This is a genomic window from Achromobacter sp. ACM05 (genome assembly GCF_019218915.1).
In the GTDB taxonomy this organism is placed as follows: Bacteria; Pseudomonadota; Gammaproteobacteria; order Burkholderiales; family Burkholderiaceae_B; genus Achromobacter; species Achromobacter animicus.
The window spans coordinates 234,559-253,294 of the sequence record NZ_JAHUWQ010000002.1; the positions used below are offsets into that span (position 1 = coordinate 234,559).

Sequence of the window (18,736 nt, forward strand, 5' to 3'; positions counted from 1 at the left end):
ACAAGGGGTGTGGGGCTACACCTTAACGTATCGGGCGTTTAGCGCGCTGCCATCAGATCTGCCGCCTTGTGCGCCAGCTCCGCCACCCCGAAGCTCGTGGCCAGCGCGTGGGCATCAAGGTCAGCCAGGGACACCCAGCGCGCATCTCGGGCATCGTCCCCCGCTACCGGCTCACCGGACACCCAGCGGCACAGCACGGCGATCAGGATGAAGTGGCGGCGCAGGGCGCCGGTGTCGTCGCGGTCGAAGACGTCGACGGCGTCAAAGACGTGCAGCGGCTCGGCAGTGACGCCGGTCTCTTCCAGTAATTCGCGCGCGGCCGCGTCAGCCAGCCGTTCGCCCGCGTCGATCTTGCCGCCCGGAAACGCCCAGCGATCCTGATCGGGCGGGTTGGCGCGGCGCACCAGCAGCACGCGGCCGTCGCGCACGACGGCGGCGATGGTGGCAGCGATGGGGCGCGGGGCGGGGGTGGTCATGCGGATCTCCAGCGGCAGTCAGGCGTCTGCCAAGGATACGCCCCGTCCGTTCATACCTCTTCGATGCGTCGCTTGGGCGCGAACGGCGTGCCCAGGTCGAGCAGCGCATAGATGCGTTCGGTGATGCGCTGGCGCCGCGTCGGCTTGCCCATGCGCCACCGCACGTCGAGCCAGAGGAGCGGCAGAGCGAAGCACAGCCACACCAGCAGGAACATGCCCAGGATGAACAACGCGAGTTCCGGAAAGTCGCCCTGCAACGCCTCGGGATCCATGAACCAAGTCAGGCCAATGAGGAACAGCCAGACCGCAAGCATCAACCCGCCGATGGCCTTGAGCAGCGGCGCGCGCTGATTCATGCCGACGCCGACCGGCGTGTCCCTGCCGGGAAAGGCGCGGAATCGCAGATGACACATATAGGTGCGCCCGTCCTCAAGGTTGCGCAGGGCATACACCGCGTGCGGCTCGTCTGGCGCCGGTTGGGCATTGACGGCCATCTCGACGTAGTCGTCCTGCGCCAGGAACGGCTGCCAGCTTCCCAGTGATTCATCGACCGTCATCAGGAACTGCCGGCCCTGAACCGAAAAGCGATAGTGGCCGTAAGTCGGGCCCTTATGCACATGCCGCGTTTCATGCGTGATGCCGTCCAGCTGCCCGCGGATCAGGAGGAGAGGCGGATCGCCCTCCTGCGTCAGCGCAGCCGGTTCCTGCTGAAGCGGTGAGGGGGCTGGCGCAGCGTTCATGGCCGCTGGGCGCTTCGCGGGATCGAACAGAGCCTCGCTGGCAAGGATGCGCGGCCGCTCGCGGCGGTTGTGCCAGAGGGCGTGCAAGGCGCTCGCGGCAAGCACCAGCGCCATCAGCGCGATCACCAGCGCGAACACCATCATGAACATGCGCGGCAACGTCGAGATCCCGGCCAGCCACGCCGCGCCCAGGGCGGCCACGCCCACGGCGCTGCAGATGGCGGCCTCGCGTCCGCTGCGCCGTTGGGCGGTCTGGTAGGTGAGCGGCGCAATGGGTTCGCCTTGCGCGGGCACGGCCCAGCAAAAGCGGTTCAGGCCATGCTCGGCTTCCAGCACGCCAATGCGCACGGCAGTACCTTTATTGTGGAAGGCGCGCAGCAGGGCGATGTGCGAGGGGTCCAGCGCGGAACCCCAGATCGTCTCCGCACCGACCCGCAGGAAGACATCGTTTCGCCGCACCGGCGTTGCGACCCGGATCTGGTCGATGGTTCCCTCGATGATGCGGGGTGCGCGTTGCGGCATGTTGGAGCGGCCGAGGCAAAGCCGCAAGGATAACGCGGCGGACGTACTCGGCGGCGGGCGACCCCGCGGCGGGCGTCCCCGCGGCGGGCGTCTCCCGCCGCCGATGCCATCCGCCGCAGCTCCCGCCGAGGACGCCCCGCCGTACTACTTCTTGACCAGCGGGCAGGTCGACCGCGACAGCGGCATGAAGGCCTGATCGCCCGGCAGCGTGGCCACCAGTTTGTAGTAGTCCCACGGCCGCTTGGATTCCGACGGCTTCTTGACCTCGAACAGGTACATGTCGTGCACCATGCGGCCATCTTCGCGGATGCGGCCGTTGGTGGCGAAGAAGTCGTTGATGGGCGTGGCCTTCATCTGCTTCATCACCGCCGTGGGTTCGTCCGTGCCCGCCGCCTGCACCGCTTTCAGATAGTGCATGACCGACGAATACGTGCCAGCCTGGCTCATGTTGGGCATCTTCTTGAGCTTGTCGTAATAGCGCTGCGACCACGCGCGGGTCTGGTCGTTCATGTCCCAGTAGAAGGCTTCGGTCAGCGTCAGGCCGGCGGCCGCGTCCAGGCCGATGGCGTGGATGTCGTTGATGTAGAGCAGCAGGCCCGCCATCTTCTGCCCGCCCTTGGTCAGCCCGAACTCGCTGGCCGCCTTGATGGCGTTGACGGTGTCGCCGCCCGCGTTGGCCAGGCCCACGATCTGCGCCTTGCTGGCCTGCGCCTGCAGCAGATAAGAGGCGAAGTCGCTGGAGCCGAGCGGGTGGCGCGAGGCGCCCAGCACCGTGCCGCCATTGGCCTTCACGACGTCGGTGGCCGACGCCTGCAGCGTGTGGCCGAACGCGTAGTCCGCCGTCAGGAAGTACCAGCTCTTGCCGCCTTGCTCCACGGTGGCGCGTGCGGTGGTGTTGGCGAGCGACCAGGTGTCGTAGGTGTAGTGGACGGAATAGGGAGAGCACAGGTCGTTGGTGATGCGCTCGGTGCCCGGCCCGCTGAAGACGACAATCTTTTTCTTTTCACGCGCCACTTCCAGCACGGCCAGCGCGGGCGCGGAGCCGGCGACGTCCATGATGGCGTCGACCTTCTGGACGTCGTACCACTCGCGCGCCTTGGCGGCGGCGATGTCGGCCTTGTTCTGGTGGTCCACCACCAGCAGGTCCACCTTCTTGCCCAGCACGGTGCCGCCGAAGTCGGCAATCGCCATCTCGGCGGCGGTGGCGCTGCCCTTGCCGGTCACGTCGGCATAGACGCCGCTCATGTCCAGGATCAGGCCCAGCCGCACCACGTCGTCGGAGACGGCGGGGGCGGGCGTCTGTGCCTGTGCGCTGGCGGCGGCAAGCGCGGCCGCGGCAAAGGCGGTCGTGGCGAACAAGCGAACAATCGTGCTGCGGCACTGCATTGAAATCCGGGTCCTGTCGGCATGTCTCATGGTTGTCTCCCTGTATGCCGGATTCTTTTCGGATATGGCGGGCGCGCATGTAGGTTTTGTTTGCTGCTGCACCCAGTGTGTTCGGACGGCGGCGGTCGTTGATGGGGGGCGGTTTTCTCCTGAGGCAGGTTGGGTGAAACGCTCAGCGGCTGGTGAGCAGGTCGAACTCCATCCGCACCTTGCGGAATGGAAACTCCAGCCGCGCGAAATACACCACGCGGCCGTCGATGCAGGCATAGCGGCGCAGCTCGGCCACCGGGGAAGACACGGGTATCTGCAGCGACTCGGCGGATTCCTGCCCCGCTTCGATCACATTCAGGACCTGGCGGGCTTCAGAGATGCGCGCGCCGTAAAACTGGTCCAGCACCGGGGCGACAGTGCTTCTCTGGATGCGGGCGCGGTGCTTACGGAAGAGGCCGCTGTCCAGAAAGACCTCGCTGTAGCAGAAGGGGCCGGCATCCGTCGTATGAATGCGCCGCAGGTACTGGAAGCTGCCGCTGCGGTCGGCGCCGCACGGCATGCCCAGCGTGTCGGGCAGCGGCGAGTCGGCGCTGGACTCCACCAGCGACACCGTGCCGAGCTGGTTGCTCAGCTCGACCGTTTCGGCCCAGGTCTTGGGAATGAGCAGTGTGGGCGTTTCGGGCAGTTCGGCGTTGACGAAGGTGCCGGAGCCGCGCGAGCGCCGGATCAGGCCGTCTTCTTCCAGCAGGCCGAACGCCTGGCGGATGGTCGCGCGCGAGATGCCGTAGGTCTCCATCAGCGATTCCAACGGCGGGATCTGCTGTCCGGGCCGCCACGTCCGGTTCTGGATGTGGCTGCGGAACAGCGCGGCGGCCTGCAGGTAAAGCGGCTGGGGACTGCGCGAAAAAAGCTTGCGGGCGGGCATGGCGGGATGAAGGGCTATGAAGCGGAAGCCGAGAGCATAGCGTCCGCCATCTCGCGCAGCCGGTGCTTCTGGATCTTGACCGAGTTGGCGCTCTCCACTGACGGGAAGGCGTCCAGCACGGTAAAGCCCGCCGGTGCCTTGAAACCCGCCATGGCCGCCTTGCACGCCGCGGTCCAACCGGCCGGGTCGGCCTGCGCGCCTTCCTGCAGCAGCACGAAGGCGTACGGCACGATCTTGCCGTTGCGCGTTGCGCCCACCACCTGGCAGGCCCGCACGCCCGGCAGGGTCTCGACGACCTGTTCGATCTCCACCGGATTGACCAGGAAGCCGGACAGCCGCAGCGAGTCGCCCATCCGGGTCTGGAACACGAACTGGCGGTCGGTCAGCGTGTAGCCCAGGTCGCCGGTCTTGAAGTAGCCGTCATCCGTCACGGCCGCGCGGGTGGCGTCCGGGTTGTCCAGGTAGCCCTGCATCAGGCTGGGCGACAGGATTTCGATTTCGCCGGACCGGCCGTGCGGCAGCACCTGGCCGGACTCGGGATCGCGGGCGCGCACACGGGCGTTGGGGTAGATGAGCGTGCCGCCGGGCTGGTGGCGGGCCGACACGTCGCCGTCGGCGGGGTCGCGGGGCTGGCCGGCCACCAGCGCGATCAGTTCGCTGGAGCCGTACAGGCCCGTGAGCGGCACGCCAGCCGCGCGGGCCAGGTCCAGCATGTTGTCCAGCGCGGGGGTGAAGCTGGCAAAGCCGAATAGCTGCACGGACGCAAACGCGCCGGGCGCGGCGGCCTGCATCATGCCGACCAGCGCCTCGTTGTTGGCGTAGGTGTGGGTGACGGCGTGCCGGGCGATGGCCTGCGCGGATTGGGCCGCGTCGAACACAGGGGCGCAGACGACGGGCACGCCGCGCGCCAGGCCGCCGGCCAATGTCGCAAAACCGAATGCGCCGCAGAACGGCGCGCTGGCCAGCACGCGGGCCCGGTCGTCGTAGCCGAACGCCCGCGCCACCATCGCGCCGTGGCGCAACAAGGTCTTTTGATCGTGCAGCACGAACTTGGGTTTGGACGTGGTGCCGGATGTGGTGAAGCACAACACGCCGGCATTGGCTTGCGCGACGGGTGCGGGGTCGGCGCAGGCCAGCAGCGCGTCGTACCGGTGCACCGGTTTGCCGTGAAGCGATGCCGGAGGAAGTTCGTCGGGCCCAGCCAGCGCGACCGCGCCCTGCAACTGATCCACATCCACTGGCGCGACGCCATCCAGGATGCCCTGGAAGTCGATGCCTTTGAAGTCGGGCCAATACACCAGCCAGTCGGCGCGGCCGCGGCCCAGGATGTCGGCCACTTCGACCGAGCGGAAGCGCGTGTTGACGGCCAGCACCAGCGCGCCCAGATGGGCGCACGCAAGAAAGGACTCGACCCAGGCCGCGCAGTTGGGCAGCCAGACGGCGACGCGGTGCCCGGGCTGTACGCCGATGCGGGACAGGCCCGCCGCCAGCGCGAGGCTGCGCGTGCGCAGGGCCGCGAAACTGAGCGGCTGATCACGATCGATGAGCGCAACGGCATCGGGTTGCCGGGCGGCCAGCGCGTCCAGATGGTCGGAGAAGGTCGAGTACGGCAGGGGCATGGCTTACACCGTGGCAATAGGCGTCACAGGCGAGCCGACGGCGCCGGGCATGCGCAGGGGCGGGGCGGTCAGCAGGAACCGGCTGCGGCCGTTTGCATCGAGCCATTCGGCCAGGTCCTTCAGATACCACAGCTCGGCCAGCGGCACGCCCAGCTTGAAGAGGCAATGGTGATGCAGCGGCAGGATCGAATGGCCGGGGCCGGATGTGCGCGCCGGATACGATTCGACGGCGTAGTTGTCGGCGCAGATGGCGGCGATGCCGGAATGCGTGATCCAGTCCAGCAGCGCGGGGTCGGCGCCGTCCAGCACCGCGCCCGTCTGCTCCAGTGTGTGCGGATCGGGGTGGCCATTCATGGCCACGACGGCTTCCGCGAAACCGGTGCGCAGCACCAGCATGTCGCCGGGCTCGGGCTGGGCGTCCTGCTCGCGCATGGCGGCTTGAAGCTGCTCGTGGCCGACGATCGTGCGGCCCGGGCCAAAGGCACGCGCCAAGTCCACCAGCACGCCGCGGCCCTGCATGCCTTTTTCGGCATAGCGGCTGACGCTGAGCTTGCGCGCATACGAGCCGCCCGGCGGGCAGCAGGCGGCTTCCGAGTTGTCGGGATCGGCGCCGCCAAACACGTCCACGCCGGCGGCGTAACCGTTGTAATAGACGCGGCGCGCCTGGCCGTCGCCCTGGATGTCGAACATGGCGCCCACGTGGCACAGGCCGTCCCACTGCGTCGAATACTGCATCGACAGCGTGACCTGATCGTCCGACAGCACGTCAATGGCTTCGGGCTGTACCTGCGACATCGCAAAGTTCAGATAGGGCGTGCCTTCGCGGAAGGTGGGCTTGAGGGTGGGCGCGTGGCGGCGCGGATTGAGCACGTTGCCGCCGGGCAGATCCAGCGGCAGCGACAGGCAGAAGACCTTGCCGGCACGGACTTCGCGCACCGCCTGCAGCACCTTTTCTTCGGTCAGCAGGTTCAGGCGGCCCAGTTCGTCATCCGGGCCGAAGTCGCCCCAGGTGGAACCTTCGGGGCGTTGCGTCCAGCGTTTCATCTGCTTGTCTCCTGTCGGTTTTTCATGTTCTTATGAATATAGTACGTATTTACGTACTTTAAAAAGAAATCCGCAATCAGCGGGTTCGTTAGGAGACGAGACCATGACGCAATTGCAGCATCCGCGCGCCGGATGGCGCATCGCCCTTGCCGCGCTGGCCGTTCTGGCGCTGCCTGCGGTCCACGCCGCGGGCTATCCCGAGCACCCTGTGACCGTCGTCGTACCGTATCCGCCGGGCGGCGGCGCGGACCTCTTTGGCCGCGCCATCGCCAACGCACTGCAGCCGGGCCTGAAGCAGACGGTGCTGGTCGAGAACAAGCCGGGCGCGGGCGGCAATATCGGCATGGCTTACGTCGCTCGGGCGAAGGCGGACGGCTACACGCTGGGGCTGGGCACGATCGGCACGCAGACGATCAACCAGTTTCTCTACAGCAACATGCCGTTCGATCCCGAGCGCGACCTGGTGCCGATCGCGCTGGTGTCCACGACGCCGAACGTGATCGCGGTCAGCGCGAAGTCGCCCTACAAGACGGTGGCGGACGTGATCAAGGCGGCCAAGCAGTCGACGGACAAGAAGCTGACCTATGCGTCACCGGGCATCGGTTCGTCGGTGCACCTGACGGGGGCGTACTTCGAGGCCATGGCCGGGGTGACGATGCTGCACGTGCCGTTCAAGGGCACGTCGGCGTCGCTGCCGGCGGTGGCGGGCGGGCAGGTGGACCTTCTGTTCGACAATCTGCCGGGCGCGCTGGCGCAGATCAAGGACGGGACTCTGGTGCGCGGGGTGGCGGTGACTTCTGCGGCGCGTGATCCGTCGGTGCCAGACTTGCCGACGGTTGCCGAGTCTGGATTGCCTGGGTTTGACGTGACGGCGTGGTTTGCGTTGTATGCGCCGCGCAATACCCCCGCGCCGGTCGTTGAACAACTGATTGCCGCCGCCCGCAGCGGCTTGGCGACGCCGGCCATCGCTGCCAACTTCGCCACGATGGGCGCGAAGCCGGGCACGCTGTTCGGCAAGGATCTGGCCGCGTTCGAATCCGCCGAACGCAAGAAGTGGGGCGGACTCATCAAGGACCAGGGAATCAAGGCGCAATGAATTCACCCATCGCTCTCGTGACCGGCGCAAGCCGGGGAATCGGCCGCGCCATCGTGGCGCGGCTGATCGAAGACGGCTTTCAGGTCGTCAATTTCAGCCGTACGTCGCCTGAGACACTGTTGCCGGGCGAGACCTTCCGGTCGGTGGACCTGTGCGACGCGGCGGCGACTATCGCTGCGGGCCGTGAGTTGGCGGCACAGGAACCGGTGCTGCATCTGGTCAACAACGCGGGGATGATCCAGGTTGCGAACATCGAGGACATTACGCAGGAGGAACTGGCGCGGACGATGGCGTTGAATCTGACTGCGCCGATTCTGCTGATGCAGGCGCTATTGCCGGGGATGCGGCAGGCGAAGTATGGGCGTGTCGTGAATATCGGCAGCCGGGCGGCGCTGGGCAAGGGCGGGCGGTCGGTGTATGGCGCGTCGAAGGCGGGGCTGGCGGGTATGACGCGGACCTGGGCTTTGGAGCTGGCGGGCGATGGCATTACGGTGAACACCGTGGCGCCTGGGCCGGTTGCTACCGAGCTGTTCAATCAGTCCAATCCGCCAGGGGCACCGAAGACGCTGGCGCTGGAGGCGGCGATTCCCGTGGGGCGCGTGGGGCGGCCGGATGAGGTGGCGCATACCGTGGCTATGTTTCTGGACCCGCGGGCGGGGTTTGTGACTGGGCAGGTGCTTTATGTTTGCGGGGGGATGTCGGTGGGGTTGGGGGGGTAGGTTGAGTGCCGTTGCTGGCCATCGTAGGTGTTCTTTAGACGCCCGGCGCGGCGTGGGCCTGGGGCGGGCGGGGCTCCGATTGCGGTCCGGAGCCTTCGCTCCGGACTGCCCCTTCGTCATCTTCGTCCGCCTTCGGCTCCCTTCAGATTCCCTCGGGCGCATCTAAACGCCCCGCCCACCCCAGGCCCACGCCACACCGGGCTCTGGTTGCCTGATCTTCACGGGCGCTGGGGCGAGTTGGGTTCTTGAGGTTTTGGCACGCACTGGTGTGGAAGAGAAGCGTCTTGCGGTGCCCGCCCCCGGGCGGCCGCGCGGGCGGCCTTCGTGGGCTTACGCGCTGTCTTGCGTCAAACCGATGACGCTTCGCGTGTGGCTGCTTCCGCTTCTGCGTCAGACGCCGGCAGCGGCGGACAGTCTCGCTACTTCAAGCGGCGCCGCCCATCACAGCCCCTCCCGCCGTGACGACGAGCCGCTAGCAAACCAACCCCCACCAGCGCGCAAGCGCACACCGCCACGACGTCCCACCGGCCCAATGCCGGGTTGCCGCCGTCCGGGCGGCAGCAACCCGGCGGCCCCGCAGATCTCCTGCCCTGACCACAGGTCTTGAAGCGCCCCAAACCAAAGACCCTCGCAGCACGGCGTCGCGGTCCCGGTGGGCACGAGCGCCGTCGATGCGCCCGAGGGAATCTGAAGGGAGCCGAAGGCGGACGAAGATGACGACGGGGCAGTCCGGAGCGAAGGCTCCGGACCGCAATCGTGGGCGCTCGTGCCCACCGGGACCGCGGCGTCGGGCGACCTACGAAGCTCTGACGCAGCCTTGCCGTTATCGCCGCCGACCCAGCCTGCTGTTATCGCCCCTGACACCGCCTCACGGCTACTGCCGCGAACGCTTGTACACCGGACCTACGTGTTGCTCGACGGCCTTCCTCGTCATCTTCCCCGCGCCCTCCAAGGCACCGGCGCGCTCTTCGCGCAGACGCCGCAGCACTTCGGTCGGCGCGACGCCGAAGTGTGCTACGAACTTGCGCTGGAAGGTGCGCCGCGACATGCCGCAGGCGTCGGCCATGTCGTCCACCGACCAGCGGGCCGACAGGCGTGCTTCCATTTTTTCGACCAGTTCGCGGAATGGGGCGGCCACGCGGTCCTGCAGCCGCAGCGTCTGGCTGTACTGGCGTTGGTCCCCGTTGCGGCGCATGAAGACCACCAGCCGCCGCGCGACCTGCTGGGACAGCGCGGCGCCGAAGTCGCGTTCGATCAGCGCCAGCGCCAGGTCGATGCCGGCGGTGACGCCCGCGGAGGTCCAGTATTTGCCGCTTTCGATGAAGATGCGATCGTCATCGACGCGCAGGCCCGGATAAAGCTTGCGCAGCCGGTCGGCGGAGCGCCAGTGCGTGGTGACGGCGCGGCCATCGAGCAGGCCGGCGGCGGCCAGGATGAATGCGCCCGTGCAGACGCTGCTGGTGCGGCGTGTGCCGGCGTCGCGGCGGCGTAGCCAGGCGCGCGTTTCACCGTGCGCCGCGGCGCGATCCACGCCGGGGCCGCCGGGCACCAGCAGCATGTCGATGGGCGCGTCGTCGTCCGCTTCGAAGGTGCCGTCCACTTGCATGCGCAGCCCTTGTTCCCAGGTGGTTACCACCGGCGATGCCGCGATCGTGTTCAAGGCATATAGCTGGCGGCCCGATTCTTCGTTGGCCGAGCTGAACGCCTGCCACGGTCCGGCCAGGTCCAGCGGCTGGAAACCGTCGTACAGCACGAACAGCACGCGCTGTGGCGCGATTGGCGCGTTTTCTGGCGCACCGCGCGGCGCGCGTTCGCCTATGCTGGGTTCTGGCGTTTTCATGGGAGCAACGTCATGAAGGTGAATATCGTTTTGTTCGAAGGGCTGACCCAGCTGGATATGACCGGGCCGTACGAAGTGCTGGCGAACGCGCCGGGATTTACCGTGGATTTTGTCGCAAAAACGATGGAGCCGGTGCGCTGCGACCGGGGGTTGCGCTTCGTACCTACGCAAACGATCGACTCGGCGCCGCCTTGCGACCTGCTGGTCGTGCCGGGCGGTCCGGGCACGGACGACGCCATCGTCGATCCGGCGTGGGTGGATTTCACCCGCAGGCAGGGGCAGGGCGCCAAATACCTGTTCGGTATCTGCACGGGATCGCTGCTGCTGGGCGCGGCCGGGCTGCTGCGGGGTAAGCGGGCGTCGAGCCACTGGCGGGCGCGGGAACTGCTGGCGCGCTTTGGAGCCACGCCGAGCGACGAGCGCCTGTGTGTGGACGGCAATGTGTTCACGGCCGGCGGCGTGACGTCGGGGATCGACATGGGGCTGAAGGTGGTGGCGTCGCTGTGCGGCGAGGATGTCGCCAAGCTGATCCAGTTGCAGATCGAATACGATCCGAAGCCGCCGTTTCCGGGCGGCACGCCCAAGACGTCCGAGCCGGCGATTGTGGAGCGCTATCTGGCGATGTCGCAGGCGCGATTCGAGCGACGCAGCGCGGCGGTGGATCGGGCGGCGGCGGCCATGCGGTGAGGCGGTGACCATGGCAAGAGGGCGGCGATTCGGCCGTGTCGGCGGCGGCCATGCCGCGGGGGTGACGTGGCGCGACGATGGCGATGCCTTGGCGGCGAAGTTCATGCCGTCACAGCGGTGCCCCTGCCTCTGAAGAGGGGTAGCACAGCCTTTATCGCTGCGCCGCTCACCGCCCCAGATGGTCCAGCGGCAGCGGGCTCTGCGGCTTGACCGTCTGGATCGCGAAGTTGCTGCGGATGTCCTTGACGCCGGGCAGTTTCAGCAAGGTATGTAGCAGGAACTGCTCGTACCCGCGCAGGTCGGGCACCACGACCTGCAACAGGAAGTCGGACTCGCCGGACACCAGATGCGCGGCGATCACTTCCGGCAGCGCGCTGACCTCGTTGCGGAACATTTCGGCGTCGCGCTCATGGTGGCGTTCGACCTTCACGCCCACGAATACCGTCAATCCCAATCCGACCTCGTGCGGATCCAGCCGCGCTTCGTAGCCCTGGATGACGCCGGCGTCTTCCATCATCCGTACGCGCCGCAAGCAGGGCGAGGGCGACAGGCCGATCTGGTCCGCCAGCTCCACGTTAGTGAGCCGGCCGTTCTTCTGCAGCGCCTCCAGAATCCGGCGGTCGTAGGCGTCGAGTTGGCGTTTTGGCATGGATGTGTGGAATTCAGGCTTGGGTTGGTGGGTTGTGCCAGGAATGGTATCCGACTTGGCAAGAATGGCAAGCACATGCCAGCCCCTTTTTTCTAGAATCTCGCCATTGAAATCTTGCGGTGGAGCGCGGTCATGACCGATATGGCGTTGTTTCTGGGAGCCTTGCTGATTGTGTACGTGGTGCCCGGGCCGGACATGATCCTTCTGCTGGAAACCGGTCTGCTGCGCGGTCGCGGGCAGGCGCTGGCCGTGGCGGCGGGCTTGGCGATTGCTCGTGCGGCGCACGTGACACTGGCCGCGCTGGGTCTGGCGGCTTTGTTCAAGACGCACCCCTGGGCGTTCGACGCGGCGCGCACGGTGGGCGGCTGCTATCTGGTTTGGCTGGGGATCCGTCTCTTGCGCGCGCCGCTTGCCGTTCCGCCCTTGGACGGGGAGGCCGCGCCGCGACATGCAGGCTGGGGACCCGCGCTGATGAGCGGCGTGCTCACCAATGTGCTCAACCCCAAGGCCTTGCTGTTCTGCTCGGTGCTCCTGCCGCAGTTCGTGTCGCCGGAGCGCGGCCCGATTGGCCAGCAGTTTGCCGTGCTGGGCGTCATCCTCGTCGGAATGGGCCTGACGTTCGACGTGCTGTGCGCGCTGGCGGGCGGCGCGGTAGGCCGCTGGATGTCCGCCAGCCCGCGCGCACAAAAGATCCAGAGCCTGGTCTTCGGCACCGCCCTGATCGGCTTCGGCCTGCGCCTTACCTTCGCCAACCGCCCGGCCTGAGGTGCGCGGCAACTTGTTGGGAGTCGGACATCCATGGTTTTGTAAGACCAGATGAGGTGTCAGACACCCATGAATACCCGGGCTTTTGTAGGACCAAATGAAGTGTCAGACACCCGGGATTTCGTAGGACCGAATGAAGTGTCAGACACCCGGGATTTCGTAGGACCAAATGAGGTGTCAGACACCGGCCCTATGCGTCGAAATCCGCAACAAAATAAGGCCCGGCGCGCAATCGCCCCGGGCCTTATTGCTTAGCACCGCACCTGCGTTACTTGCCGAAGGCGAACGACGCTGCGTCGACCTCGTCAGCCTTGGCGGGCGGCGGGACGGCGCCGTCTTCCAGCAGTTCCGCGGGATCCAGTCCCTTGGTCAGCTCCAGCGCCTGACGCTCGAACAGGCGCCGGTACAGGCCGCCCTTCAGGCGGATCAGCGCGTCGTGGCTGCCTTCTTCAATCACGCGGCCATGGTCCATCACCAGCAGGCGGTCCAGGGCCCGGACTGTCGACAGGCGGTGCGCTACGACCAGCGTCGTGCGGCCTTCCATCAGGCGGTCCATCGCGCGCTGGATCAGCACCTCGCTTTCGCTGTCCAGGCTGGACGTGGCTTCGTCCAGGATCAGGATCGGCGCGTCCGCCAGGAACGCCCGCGCAATCGCCACACGCTGGCGTTCGCCGCCGGACAGCTTCACGCCGCGTTCACCGACGAGCGTCTCGTAGCCCTTGGGCAGCGCCATGATGAAGTCATGCGCACTGGCCAGCCGGGCAGCCTGCTCGATGTCGGCTTGCGACGCGCCGGGGCGGGCATAGGCGATGTTTTCCGCCAGCGTCCGGTGAAACAGCACGGGCTCCTGCTGCACGATCGCGATCTGCCCGCGCAGCGACGCCTGCTTCACCTGGGCGATGTCCTGCCCGTCGATGGTGATGCGGCCGCCGTTCACGTCGTACAAGCGCTGGATCAGCTTGATGAAAGTCGTCTTGCCCGAACCCGAGTGGCCGACCAGGCCCACCCGTTCGCCCGGCGCGATGCGCACCGAGAACCGGTCGTACAGCGCGACGTTGTGCGCGCCATAGCGGAACGTCACGTCTTCGAAGCGGATCTCGCCTGCCGTCACCGCAATGTCGCCCGCGCCCGGCCGGTCTTCCACGCCCAGCGGCTGCTTCTCCAGCGACACCAGTTCCTCCATGTCGTTGACCGAGCGCTGCAGGTTGCGGATGTGCATGCCCACGTCCCGCAGATAGCCTTGGAGCACAAAGAACATGGTCAGCGTGAAGGTGATGTCGCCCACGCTGGCCTGGTTGCGCGACCACAGCAGCAGCGATGCGCCCAGGATCGAGGCCTGCATGGCGACGAGCATCGCGCCCTGGATGCCGCCGTTGAACGTGGCGCGGATCCAGGTGCGGCGCGTGCGGCGGCGCCACTTGTCGATGACGCGGTCCAGCCGCGCTTCTTCACGCGTCTCCGCGCCAAAGGCTTTGACCACGGCGTTGCAGCTGACCGCATCGGCCAGCGCGCCGCCCATGCGCGTATCCCAGGCATTGCCCAGGCGCGCGGCGGGCGCCACGTACGCCAGCGACAGCGTGGCGGTGACGGCGATGTAGAGCACCGAACCCAGGCCCACGACCAGCCCCATCAGCGGCCAATGCGCGCCCAGCAGCGCGGTGGCGCCCACCAGCATGACGACCGACGGCAGCAGCGCCACCAGCAGCGTGTCATTGAGCAGGTCCACCGCCCACATGCCGCGAGTGATCTTGCGCACTGTCGAGCCCGCGAAGCTGTTGGCATGCCAGTCGGTCGAAAAGCGCTGTACGCGATAGAAGGCATTCGAGGCGATGCCGTTCATCATCTTCAGCGTGAAGGTGATGATGTTCTGGAACACCGCCTGGCGCAGCAGCGTCCCGCCCACGCCTAGCGCAACCAGCAGCCAGAAGGCGGTGATGGCGGCGGTCCAGGCAACCTGGTCGCCGGCCGCGCCCGAGGCCACGGCGTCGACCAGGCGGCCGGCGTACATCGGGGTCAGCACGTCGGCCACGGCGGACAGCAGCGCCAGCGCCACGATCACGACGATGCGCAGCGGCTGCCGGCCCCAATAGCGGAAGGTAAAGCCCAGGACATCCTTGAAGGCTTGTCCTCGAAAATCGATTTTTTTTCTAGCCATTGCCATGGCCTGGCGGCAGTAAACACGCCAGGTTCCTTGTAAGGAAAGAGGAAAAACACGCCGTGCGCCGGAAGGGGCGCTGGCAACTGCGTTAAGGGTTTAAATGGGCACGGCGGACCGGTCGCCAAGTACGGAACTGGCGATGGTGCCGCGCGGGCGACGACTTAATGGCGTCGCGGGGACACGCGCGGGACGGCGTTCGGCATGGGGTACATCATGCGGCCTCCCTGTCGGTGGGTGAGGGGAAAAAAGGAAATGGGCGCGAGGCCCGAATTGCCGATTCTATCCAAGTGATGTAGGCGAATCAACGGGCCGCGCGTGGGGACAGAATGCGATGTCGGTTTTTTTCAACGCGGCGGATGCGGCAAATGCGCCCGACGCCGCATGCGTCGCAAACGCTGCGATCAAGACGATCGCAGCGGATCAGCGGGCACAACGAGCGGCGCAACCGCCGCGCTAACCGGGCAGCGACGCCGCGCCCGCAGCGGTATACCCGCCCTGATGGCTTGCCAGCCGCGCATACACGCCTTGCTTGCGCAGCAGTTGGTCGTGCGTGCCGGACTCGGCCAGCGTGCCGCGGTCCAGCACCAGGATCAGGTCGGCGTCGCGAATGGTGGACAGGCGATGCGCAATCACCAGCGTCGTGCGGTGGCGCATCAGCACGTCGAGCGCGCCGCGGACCTGCATTTCCGACAGCGTGTCCAGATGCGACGTGGCTTCGTCCAGAATCAGCACTGGTGCGTTCTTCAAGAAGGCGCGCGCAATCGAGATGCGCTGCCGCTGACCGCCCGACAACTGCATGCCGCGTTCGCCGACGCGCGTCGCCAGCCCCTCGGGCAGACGCTGCACGAAGTCGGCCAGCGCCGCCTGTTCCAGCGCACGCATCAGATCTTCGCGGCTGGCCTCGGGACGCGCCAGCCGGATGTTGCCTTCGAGCGTGTCGTTGAACAGATAGGTGTCCTGCGTGACCAGCGCCACGCGCTCGCGCAGGCCGTCGAGCTGGAGTTGGCGCACGTCCACGCCGTCCAGCTTGACTGCGCCTTCGCGGGGATCCCAGAAGCGCAGCAACAGGCTCGCCACCGTGCTCTTGCCCGCGCCCGAGGCGCCGACGATCGCCACCGTGGCGCCGGCGGGCGCGGTGAAGCTAAGCTGCCGCAGCGTGTCCTGGCGCTTGCCGGGGTAGGCGAAGCTGACGCGCTCGAACGCGAGCGACAGGCCATGCGGCGCCACCGGCGCGGGCAGGGGGCCATCCACGACCGGTTCGGGTTCGTTGGCCACCACGTGCAGGCGGCGCGTGGCGGCGATGGTGTCGGCCAGTTGCCGGCTGACCTGCGAGATCTCGGACACCGGCAGGAACGTCGCCAGCGCGATCAGCACCAGCAGCGGCAGCATGCCGGCCGCCAGCGTACCGGCCTGCATCTGCAGCGCGCCCACGACAGCCACCGCAAGTCCGCCCAAGCCCATCGCGATTTCAAACCAGGCCGTCTGGCGGGACAGGTCGCGCAGGATGGCCAAGCGCCGCGCCCGATAGTGATCGGCGACCTTCAAGAACTGATCGCGGCGCCGGCCCGTCGCCTGGAAGGCGGTCAGGTCGGCCAGGCCCTGGATGGTGTCGGTGGTGTGAGCGCTCATTTCACCCAGCGCCTCGCGCGCCTTGTCGCCCAACGCATCGACGCGGCGCCGGCCGCGCACGGGAGAGACCAGCGCATAGGCCAGGAACGGCAGCAGCGCCAGCGCCACCGGCCAACTGTAGAACCCCAGGAAACCCAGCACGGACAACGGCACCAGCACGGACACGATGGCCGGCGCGATGGTGTGCGCGTAGAAATACTCGACCATCTCCACGTCCTGTGTGGCCAGCGCGACCAGATCGCCCGAGCGGCGTTGCAGCAGGTATGCGGGCGCCAGCCGTTCCAGCTTGTCGTAGAGCTTGACGCGCATGTCGGCCAGAAGCTGATAAGCCATCGCATGCGCCAGCCACGATTCCAGCCAATGGAACAGGGCGGCCAGCGGCGCGGCGATCAGCAGGCCGACGATCAGCGCGGTGGTATCGCCGCCGTCGCGGATGGCGGCCACGATCAGGGCGCTGAACACGCCCACGCCGATGAAGGCGGCGACACGCGCCACGCCCAGAAGGATGGTCGCGATGAGCGTGCCGCGCCATGGGCGCACCACCGACAGCAGGGTGCCCAGTGTGGCGCGCCAGCCGACGTGATCGGCATCCGCGTCCAGCGACCGCAGGGCCGGACCGGGCGCGTTGCCGTCGTCGGGCTCAGCGGCGGGATTGCCCGCCGCCTGCTGCGCCGAGGGCAATACGCCTGCGGCCGGGTTGCGGTGCGCGGCCGCCTGTTCGTGCATCAGGCGGTAGTACAGCCCTTTCTCGCGCATCAGGTCGGCATGCGGTCCGGCTTCGGCCACGCGGCCCTGGTCCAGCACCAGGATGCGGTCCGCGCCGATCACGCTGGCCAGCCGGTGCGCCAGGATCAGCGTCGTGCGGCCGGACATGAGGCGGTCCAGCGCCTGCTGGATCAGCGCCTCGTTCTCGGTGTCGACCGACGAAAGCGCCTCGTCCAGGATCAGGATGGGCGCGTCGCGCAGCAGGGCGCGGGCGATCGCCACGCGCTGGCGCTGGCCGCCCGACAATTGCAGGCCGCGCTCGCCAATGCGCGTGGCGTAGCCGTCCGGCAGCGCCATGATGAAGTCGTCGATGTTGGCGGCACGGGCGGCGGCGCGCACCTCATCAAGCGTTGCGTCGGGGCGGCCCAGACGCAGGTTGTCGTCGATGGTGCCGTGAAACAGGGTGATGTCCTGGCTGACCAGCGCGATGTGTGACAAGAGGAACTGCGTGTCCAGCGCGTTGACGTCGTGCCCGCCCACGCGGACCGCGCCGGATTGCGGCACGCATTCGCGCAGCAGCAGCCGCACGATGGTGGATTTGCCCGCGCCGCTGGGGCCGACCACGCCGACCCGTTCGCCCGCCGCAATGCGGAACGCCAGGCCCCGGTGGGCGGCGCGTTCGGGCGTGTACGAAAAGGCGACGTCGTCGAACTCGATGGTCGGCGCCAGGCGCGCAGGGCCCGCTTGCGCGGCGCGCGCGTCGGGGGCTGGCGTCAGTGGCTGTGCGTCCATCAGCGCGTGAATGCTGGCGGCAGCCGACTGGCCCAGCATGCCCCGGTGCAGCACCGCGCGCAGATCGCGCAGCGGGCGGAAAATCTCGGTGCCGGCCATCAGCACGATCAAGAGCGCCTCGACGCTCATGTCGCCGGTGGTCACGCGCCAGGCGCCCAGCGTCAGCGCCAGCGCGGCGCCCAGCGCCACGCCCAGGTCGCTGATGCCGCGCGTCAGCAGGCTGACGGACAGCACCCAGAATGTGTTGTCGGACAGACTGCGCGCGCGGGCGGCAAGCCGTTCGCCCCACGCCTTGCCCTGGCCATACGACTTGAGCGTGGGCAGGCCCTGGACCGCGTCCAGGAACTCTTCACCGAATTCGTTGAGCGACCGGCTGCGCGCCAGGCTGGCACGGCGGTCCAGCATGTGCACCGCCATCGGCCCGAACAATGCGAAGAGGGCGGCGGCCAGGAAGACGAGGGCGGTCGGCACGTCCCAGAACGCAATGACGGCAAAGATGGCAAAGGGTGCGGCCGCCGCGATGGCGACCTGCGGCAGATACTGTCCGAAGAAGGTCTGCAACTGTTCGACGCCGTCCACCACGGTCAGCATGACGCCGCCCGTGCGCTGGTTGGCGAACCATGCCGGTCCCAACGCGACGATGCGGTCATACAGCTTCGCGCGCAGCGTGTGCTGGATGGCAGCGGATGTGCGGTTGGCCTGCACCGTGCGCCAGTCGTCCAGCAACGCCCGCAGCAGCACCATGGCCGCCACGCATAGCGCCGGCATTGCCCATTCCTGCCACGGCGCCCCGTCGAAAACGCGTGCGAGCAACTGCCCCAGGAACACGTACCGCGCAATCCCGGCCGCCAGCGCCAACAGGCCCAGAAAGATGCCGCCCGCCATGCCGGCACGCAGACCCTCGGTCAGACGCCACAGCCTCGAATCGAAATACATAGCATTACTCCATCCAGAGCCTGCATCGTCCCCGATCCGGCGCGCGCGCGAAAGCGA

14 protein-coding genes are annotated in these 18,736 nt (G+C 67.5%); 4 read left to right on the forward strand and 10 right to left on the reverse strand.

Translation table 11 applies throughout. The annotated features are described in order from the left end of the window. Window positions 1-38: 38 nt before the first annotated feature. The 6 genes from KW836_RS11995 to KW836_RS12020 form a co-directional block, all read right to left on the reverse strand. On the reverse strand, window positions 39-476 hold the full coding sequence (locus KW836_RS11995) for an NUDIX hydrolase (protein WP_218343448.1): 438 nt from the start codon (window positions 474-476) through the stop codon (window positions 39-41). 50 nt (window positions 477-526) lie between these two features. Next, the gene (locus tag KW836_RS12000) at window positions 527-1,738 is read right to left on the reverse strand and encodes a hypothetical protein (RefSeq protein ID WP_218343449.1); all 1,212 of its coding nucleotides are present in this window, start codon (window positions 1,736-1,738) and stop codon (window positions 527-529) included. 144 nt (window positions 1,739-1,882) lie between these two features. Next, complete coding sequence (locus tag KW836_RS12005; protein ID WP_175138572.1) at window positions 1,883-3,124, reverse strand: ABC transporter substrate-binding protein; 1,242 nt, start codon at window positions 3,122-3,124, stop codon at window positions 1,883-1,885. Between the two features lie 172 nt (window positions 3,125-3,296). Beyond that, entirely contained in the window at window positions 3,297-4,040 is a 744-nt protein-coding gene (locus tag KW836_RS12010) for a GntR family transcriptional regulator (RefSeq protein WP_218343450.1), read from the reverse strand. Window positions 4,041-4,054: 14 nt separating this feature from the next. After that, window positions 4,055-5,659 carry an AMP-binding protein gene (locus tag KW836_RS12015; RefSeq protein WP_218343451.1) on the reverse strand — a complete coding sequence of 535 codons (1,605 nt, stop codon included), beginning with the start codon at window positions 5,657-5,659 and terminating at the stop codon, window positions 4,055-4,057. Between the two features lie 3 nt (window positions 5,660-5,662). Beyond that, on the reverse strand, window positions 5,663-6,703 hold the full coding sequence (locus KW836_RS12020) for a cyclase family protein (RefSeq protein ID WP_218343452.1): 1,041 nt from the start codon (window positions 6,701-6,703) through the stop codon (window positions 5,663-5,665). A gap of 103 nt (window positions 6,704-6,806) precedes the next feature. Between KW836_RS12020 and KW836_RS12025 the strand changes: the two genes are divergently transcribed. Continuing rightward, a complete protein-coding gene (locus KW836_RS12025; RefSeq protein ID WP_218343453.1) occupies window positions 6,807-7,799 on the forward strand; it encodes a tripartite tricarboxylate transporter substrate binding protein in 993 nt (330 codons plus the stop codon). Beyond that, window positions 7,796-8,518 carry an SDR family oxidoreductase gene (locus KW836_RS12030; RefSeq protein ID WP_218343454.1) on the forward strand — a complete coding sequence of 241 codons (723 nt, stop codon included), beginning with the start codon at window positions 7,796-7,798 and terminating at the stop codon, window positions 8,516-8,518. Before KW836_RS12025 ends, KW836_RS12030 begins: the two co-directional genes overlap by 4 nt. An 874-nt stretch (window positions 8,519-9,392) precedes the next feature. Here the strand turns inward: KW836_RS12030 and KW836_RS12035 are convergent. Then, window positions 9,393-10,280, reverse strand: coding sequence for a DJ-1/PfpI family protein (locus tag KW836_RS12035; RefSeq protein ID WP_218344265.1), 888 nt, complete (start codon window positions 10,278-10,280; stop codon window positions 9,393-9,395). A gap of 90 nt (window positions 10,281-10,370) precedes the next feature. Between KW836_RS12035 and KW836_RS12040 the strand changes: the two genes are divergently transcribed. Continuing rightward, window positions 10,371-11,045 carry a DJ-1/PfpI family protein gene (locus tag KW836_RS12040; protein ID WP_218343455.1) on the forward strand — a complete coding sequence of 225 codons (675 nt, stop codon included), beginning with the start codon at window positions 10,371-10,373 and terminating at the stop codon, window positions 11,043-11,045. Between the two features lie 166 nt (window positions 11,046-11,211). On the opposite strand, the gene KW836_RS12045 is transcribed toward KW836_RS12040, so the two are convergent. Next, window positions 11,212-11,694 (reverse strand): Lrp/AsnC family transcriptional regulator, encoded by a 483-nt coding sequence (locus tag KW836_RS12045; RefSeq protein WP_218343456.1) that lies wholly within the window; start codon window positions 11,692-11,694, stop codon window positions 11,212-11,214. A gap of 132 nt (window positions 11,695-11,826) precedes the next feature. On the opposite strand from KW836_RS12045, the gene KW836_RS12050 reads away from it, so the two are divergent. Next, entirely contained in the window at window positions 11,827-12,459 is a 633-nt protein-coding gene (locus KW836_RS12050; RefSeq protein ID WP_255595414.1) for a LysE family translocator, read from the forward strand. A 268-nt stretch (window positions 12,460-12,727) separates the two neighbouring features. Here the strand turns inward: KW836_RS12050 and KW836_RS12055 are convergent, their stop codons facing one another. Next, window positions 12,728-14,614, reverse strand: a complete 1,887-nt coding sequence (locus KW836_RS12055; protein ID WP_218343457.1) for an ABC transporter ATP-binding protein — start codon at window positions 14,612-14,614, stop codon at window positions 12,728-12,730. 456 nt (window positions 14,615-15,070) lie between these two features. Further along, entirely contained in the window at window positions 15,071-18,679 is a 3,609-nt protein-coding gene (gene cydC / locus KW836_RS12060; protein ID WP_218343458.1) for a thiol reductant ABC exporter subunit CydC, read from the reverse strand. Window positions 18,680-18,736: the final 57 nt, after the last annotated feature.

Excerpts from the sequence above, each read along its gene's own strand:
- KW836_RS11995 (WP_218343448.1), bottom strand. The coding sequence starts at position 476 with ATGACCACCCCCGCCCCGCGCCCCATCGCTGCCACCATCGCCGCCGTC.
- KW836_RS12000 (WP_218343449.1), bottom strand. The coding sequence starts at position 1,738 with ATGCCGCAACGCGCACCCCGCATCATCGAGGGAACCATCGACCAGATC.
- KW836_RS12005 (WP_175138572.1), bottom strand. The coding sequence starts at position 3,124 with ATGCAGTGCCGCAGCACGATTGTTCGCTTGTTCGCCACGACCGCCTTT.
- KW836_RS12010 (WP_218343450.1), bottom strand. The coding sequence starts at position 4,040 with ATGCCCGCCCGCAAGCTTTTTTCGCGCAGTCCCCAGCCGCTTTACCTG.
- KW836_RS12015 (WP_218343451.1), bottom strand. The coding sequence starts at position 5,659 with ATGCCCCTGCCGTACTCGACCTTCTCCGACCATCTGGACGCGCTGGCC.
- KW836_RS12020 (WP_218343452.1), bottom strand. The coding sequence starts at position 6,703 with ATGAAACGCTGGACGCAACGCCCCGAAGGTTCCACCTGGGGCGACTTC.
- KW836_RS12025 (WP_218343453.1), top strand. The coding sequence starts at position 6,807 with ATGACGCAATTGCAGCATCCGCGCGCCGGATGGCGCATCGCCCTTGCC.
- KW836_RS12030 (WP_218343454.1), top strand. The coding sequence starts at position 7,796 with ATGAATTCACCCATCGCTCTCGTGACCGGCGCAAGCCGGGGAATCGGC.
- KW836_RS12040 (WP_218343455.1), top strand. The coding sequence starts at position 10,371 with ATGAAGGTGAATATCGTTTTGTTCGAAGGGCTGACCCAGCTGGATATG.
- KW836_RS12045 (WP_218343456.1), bottom strand. The coding sequence starts at position 11,694 with ATGCCAAAACGCCAACTCGACGCCTACGACCGCCGGATTCTGGAGGCG.
- KW836_RS12050 (WP_255595414.1), top strand. The coding sequence starts at position 11,827 with ATGACCGATATGGCGTTGTTTCTGGGAGCCTTGCTGATTGTGTACGTG.
- KW836_RS12055 (WP_218343457.1), bottom strand. The coding sequence starts at position 14,614 with ATGGCTAGAAAAAAAATCGATTTTCGAGGACAAGCCTTCAAGGATGTC.
- cydC (WP_218343458.1), bottom strand. The coding sequence starts at position 18,679 with ATGTATTTCGATTCGAGGCTGTGGCGTCTGACCGAGGGTCTGCGTGCC.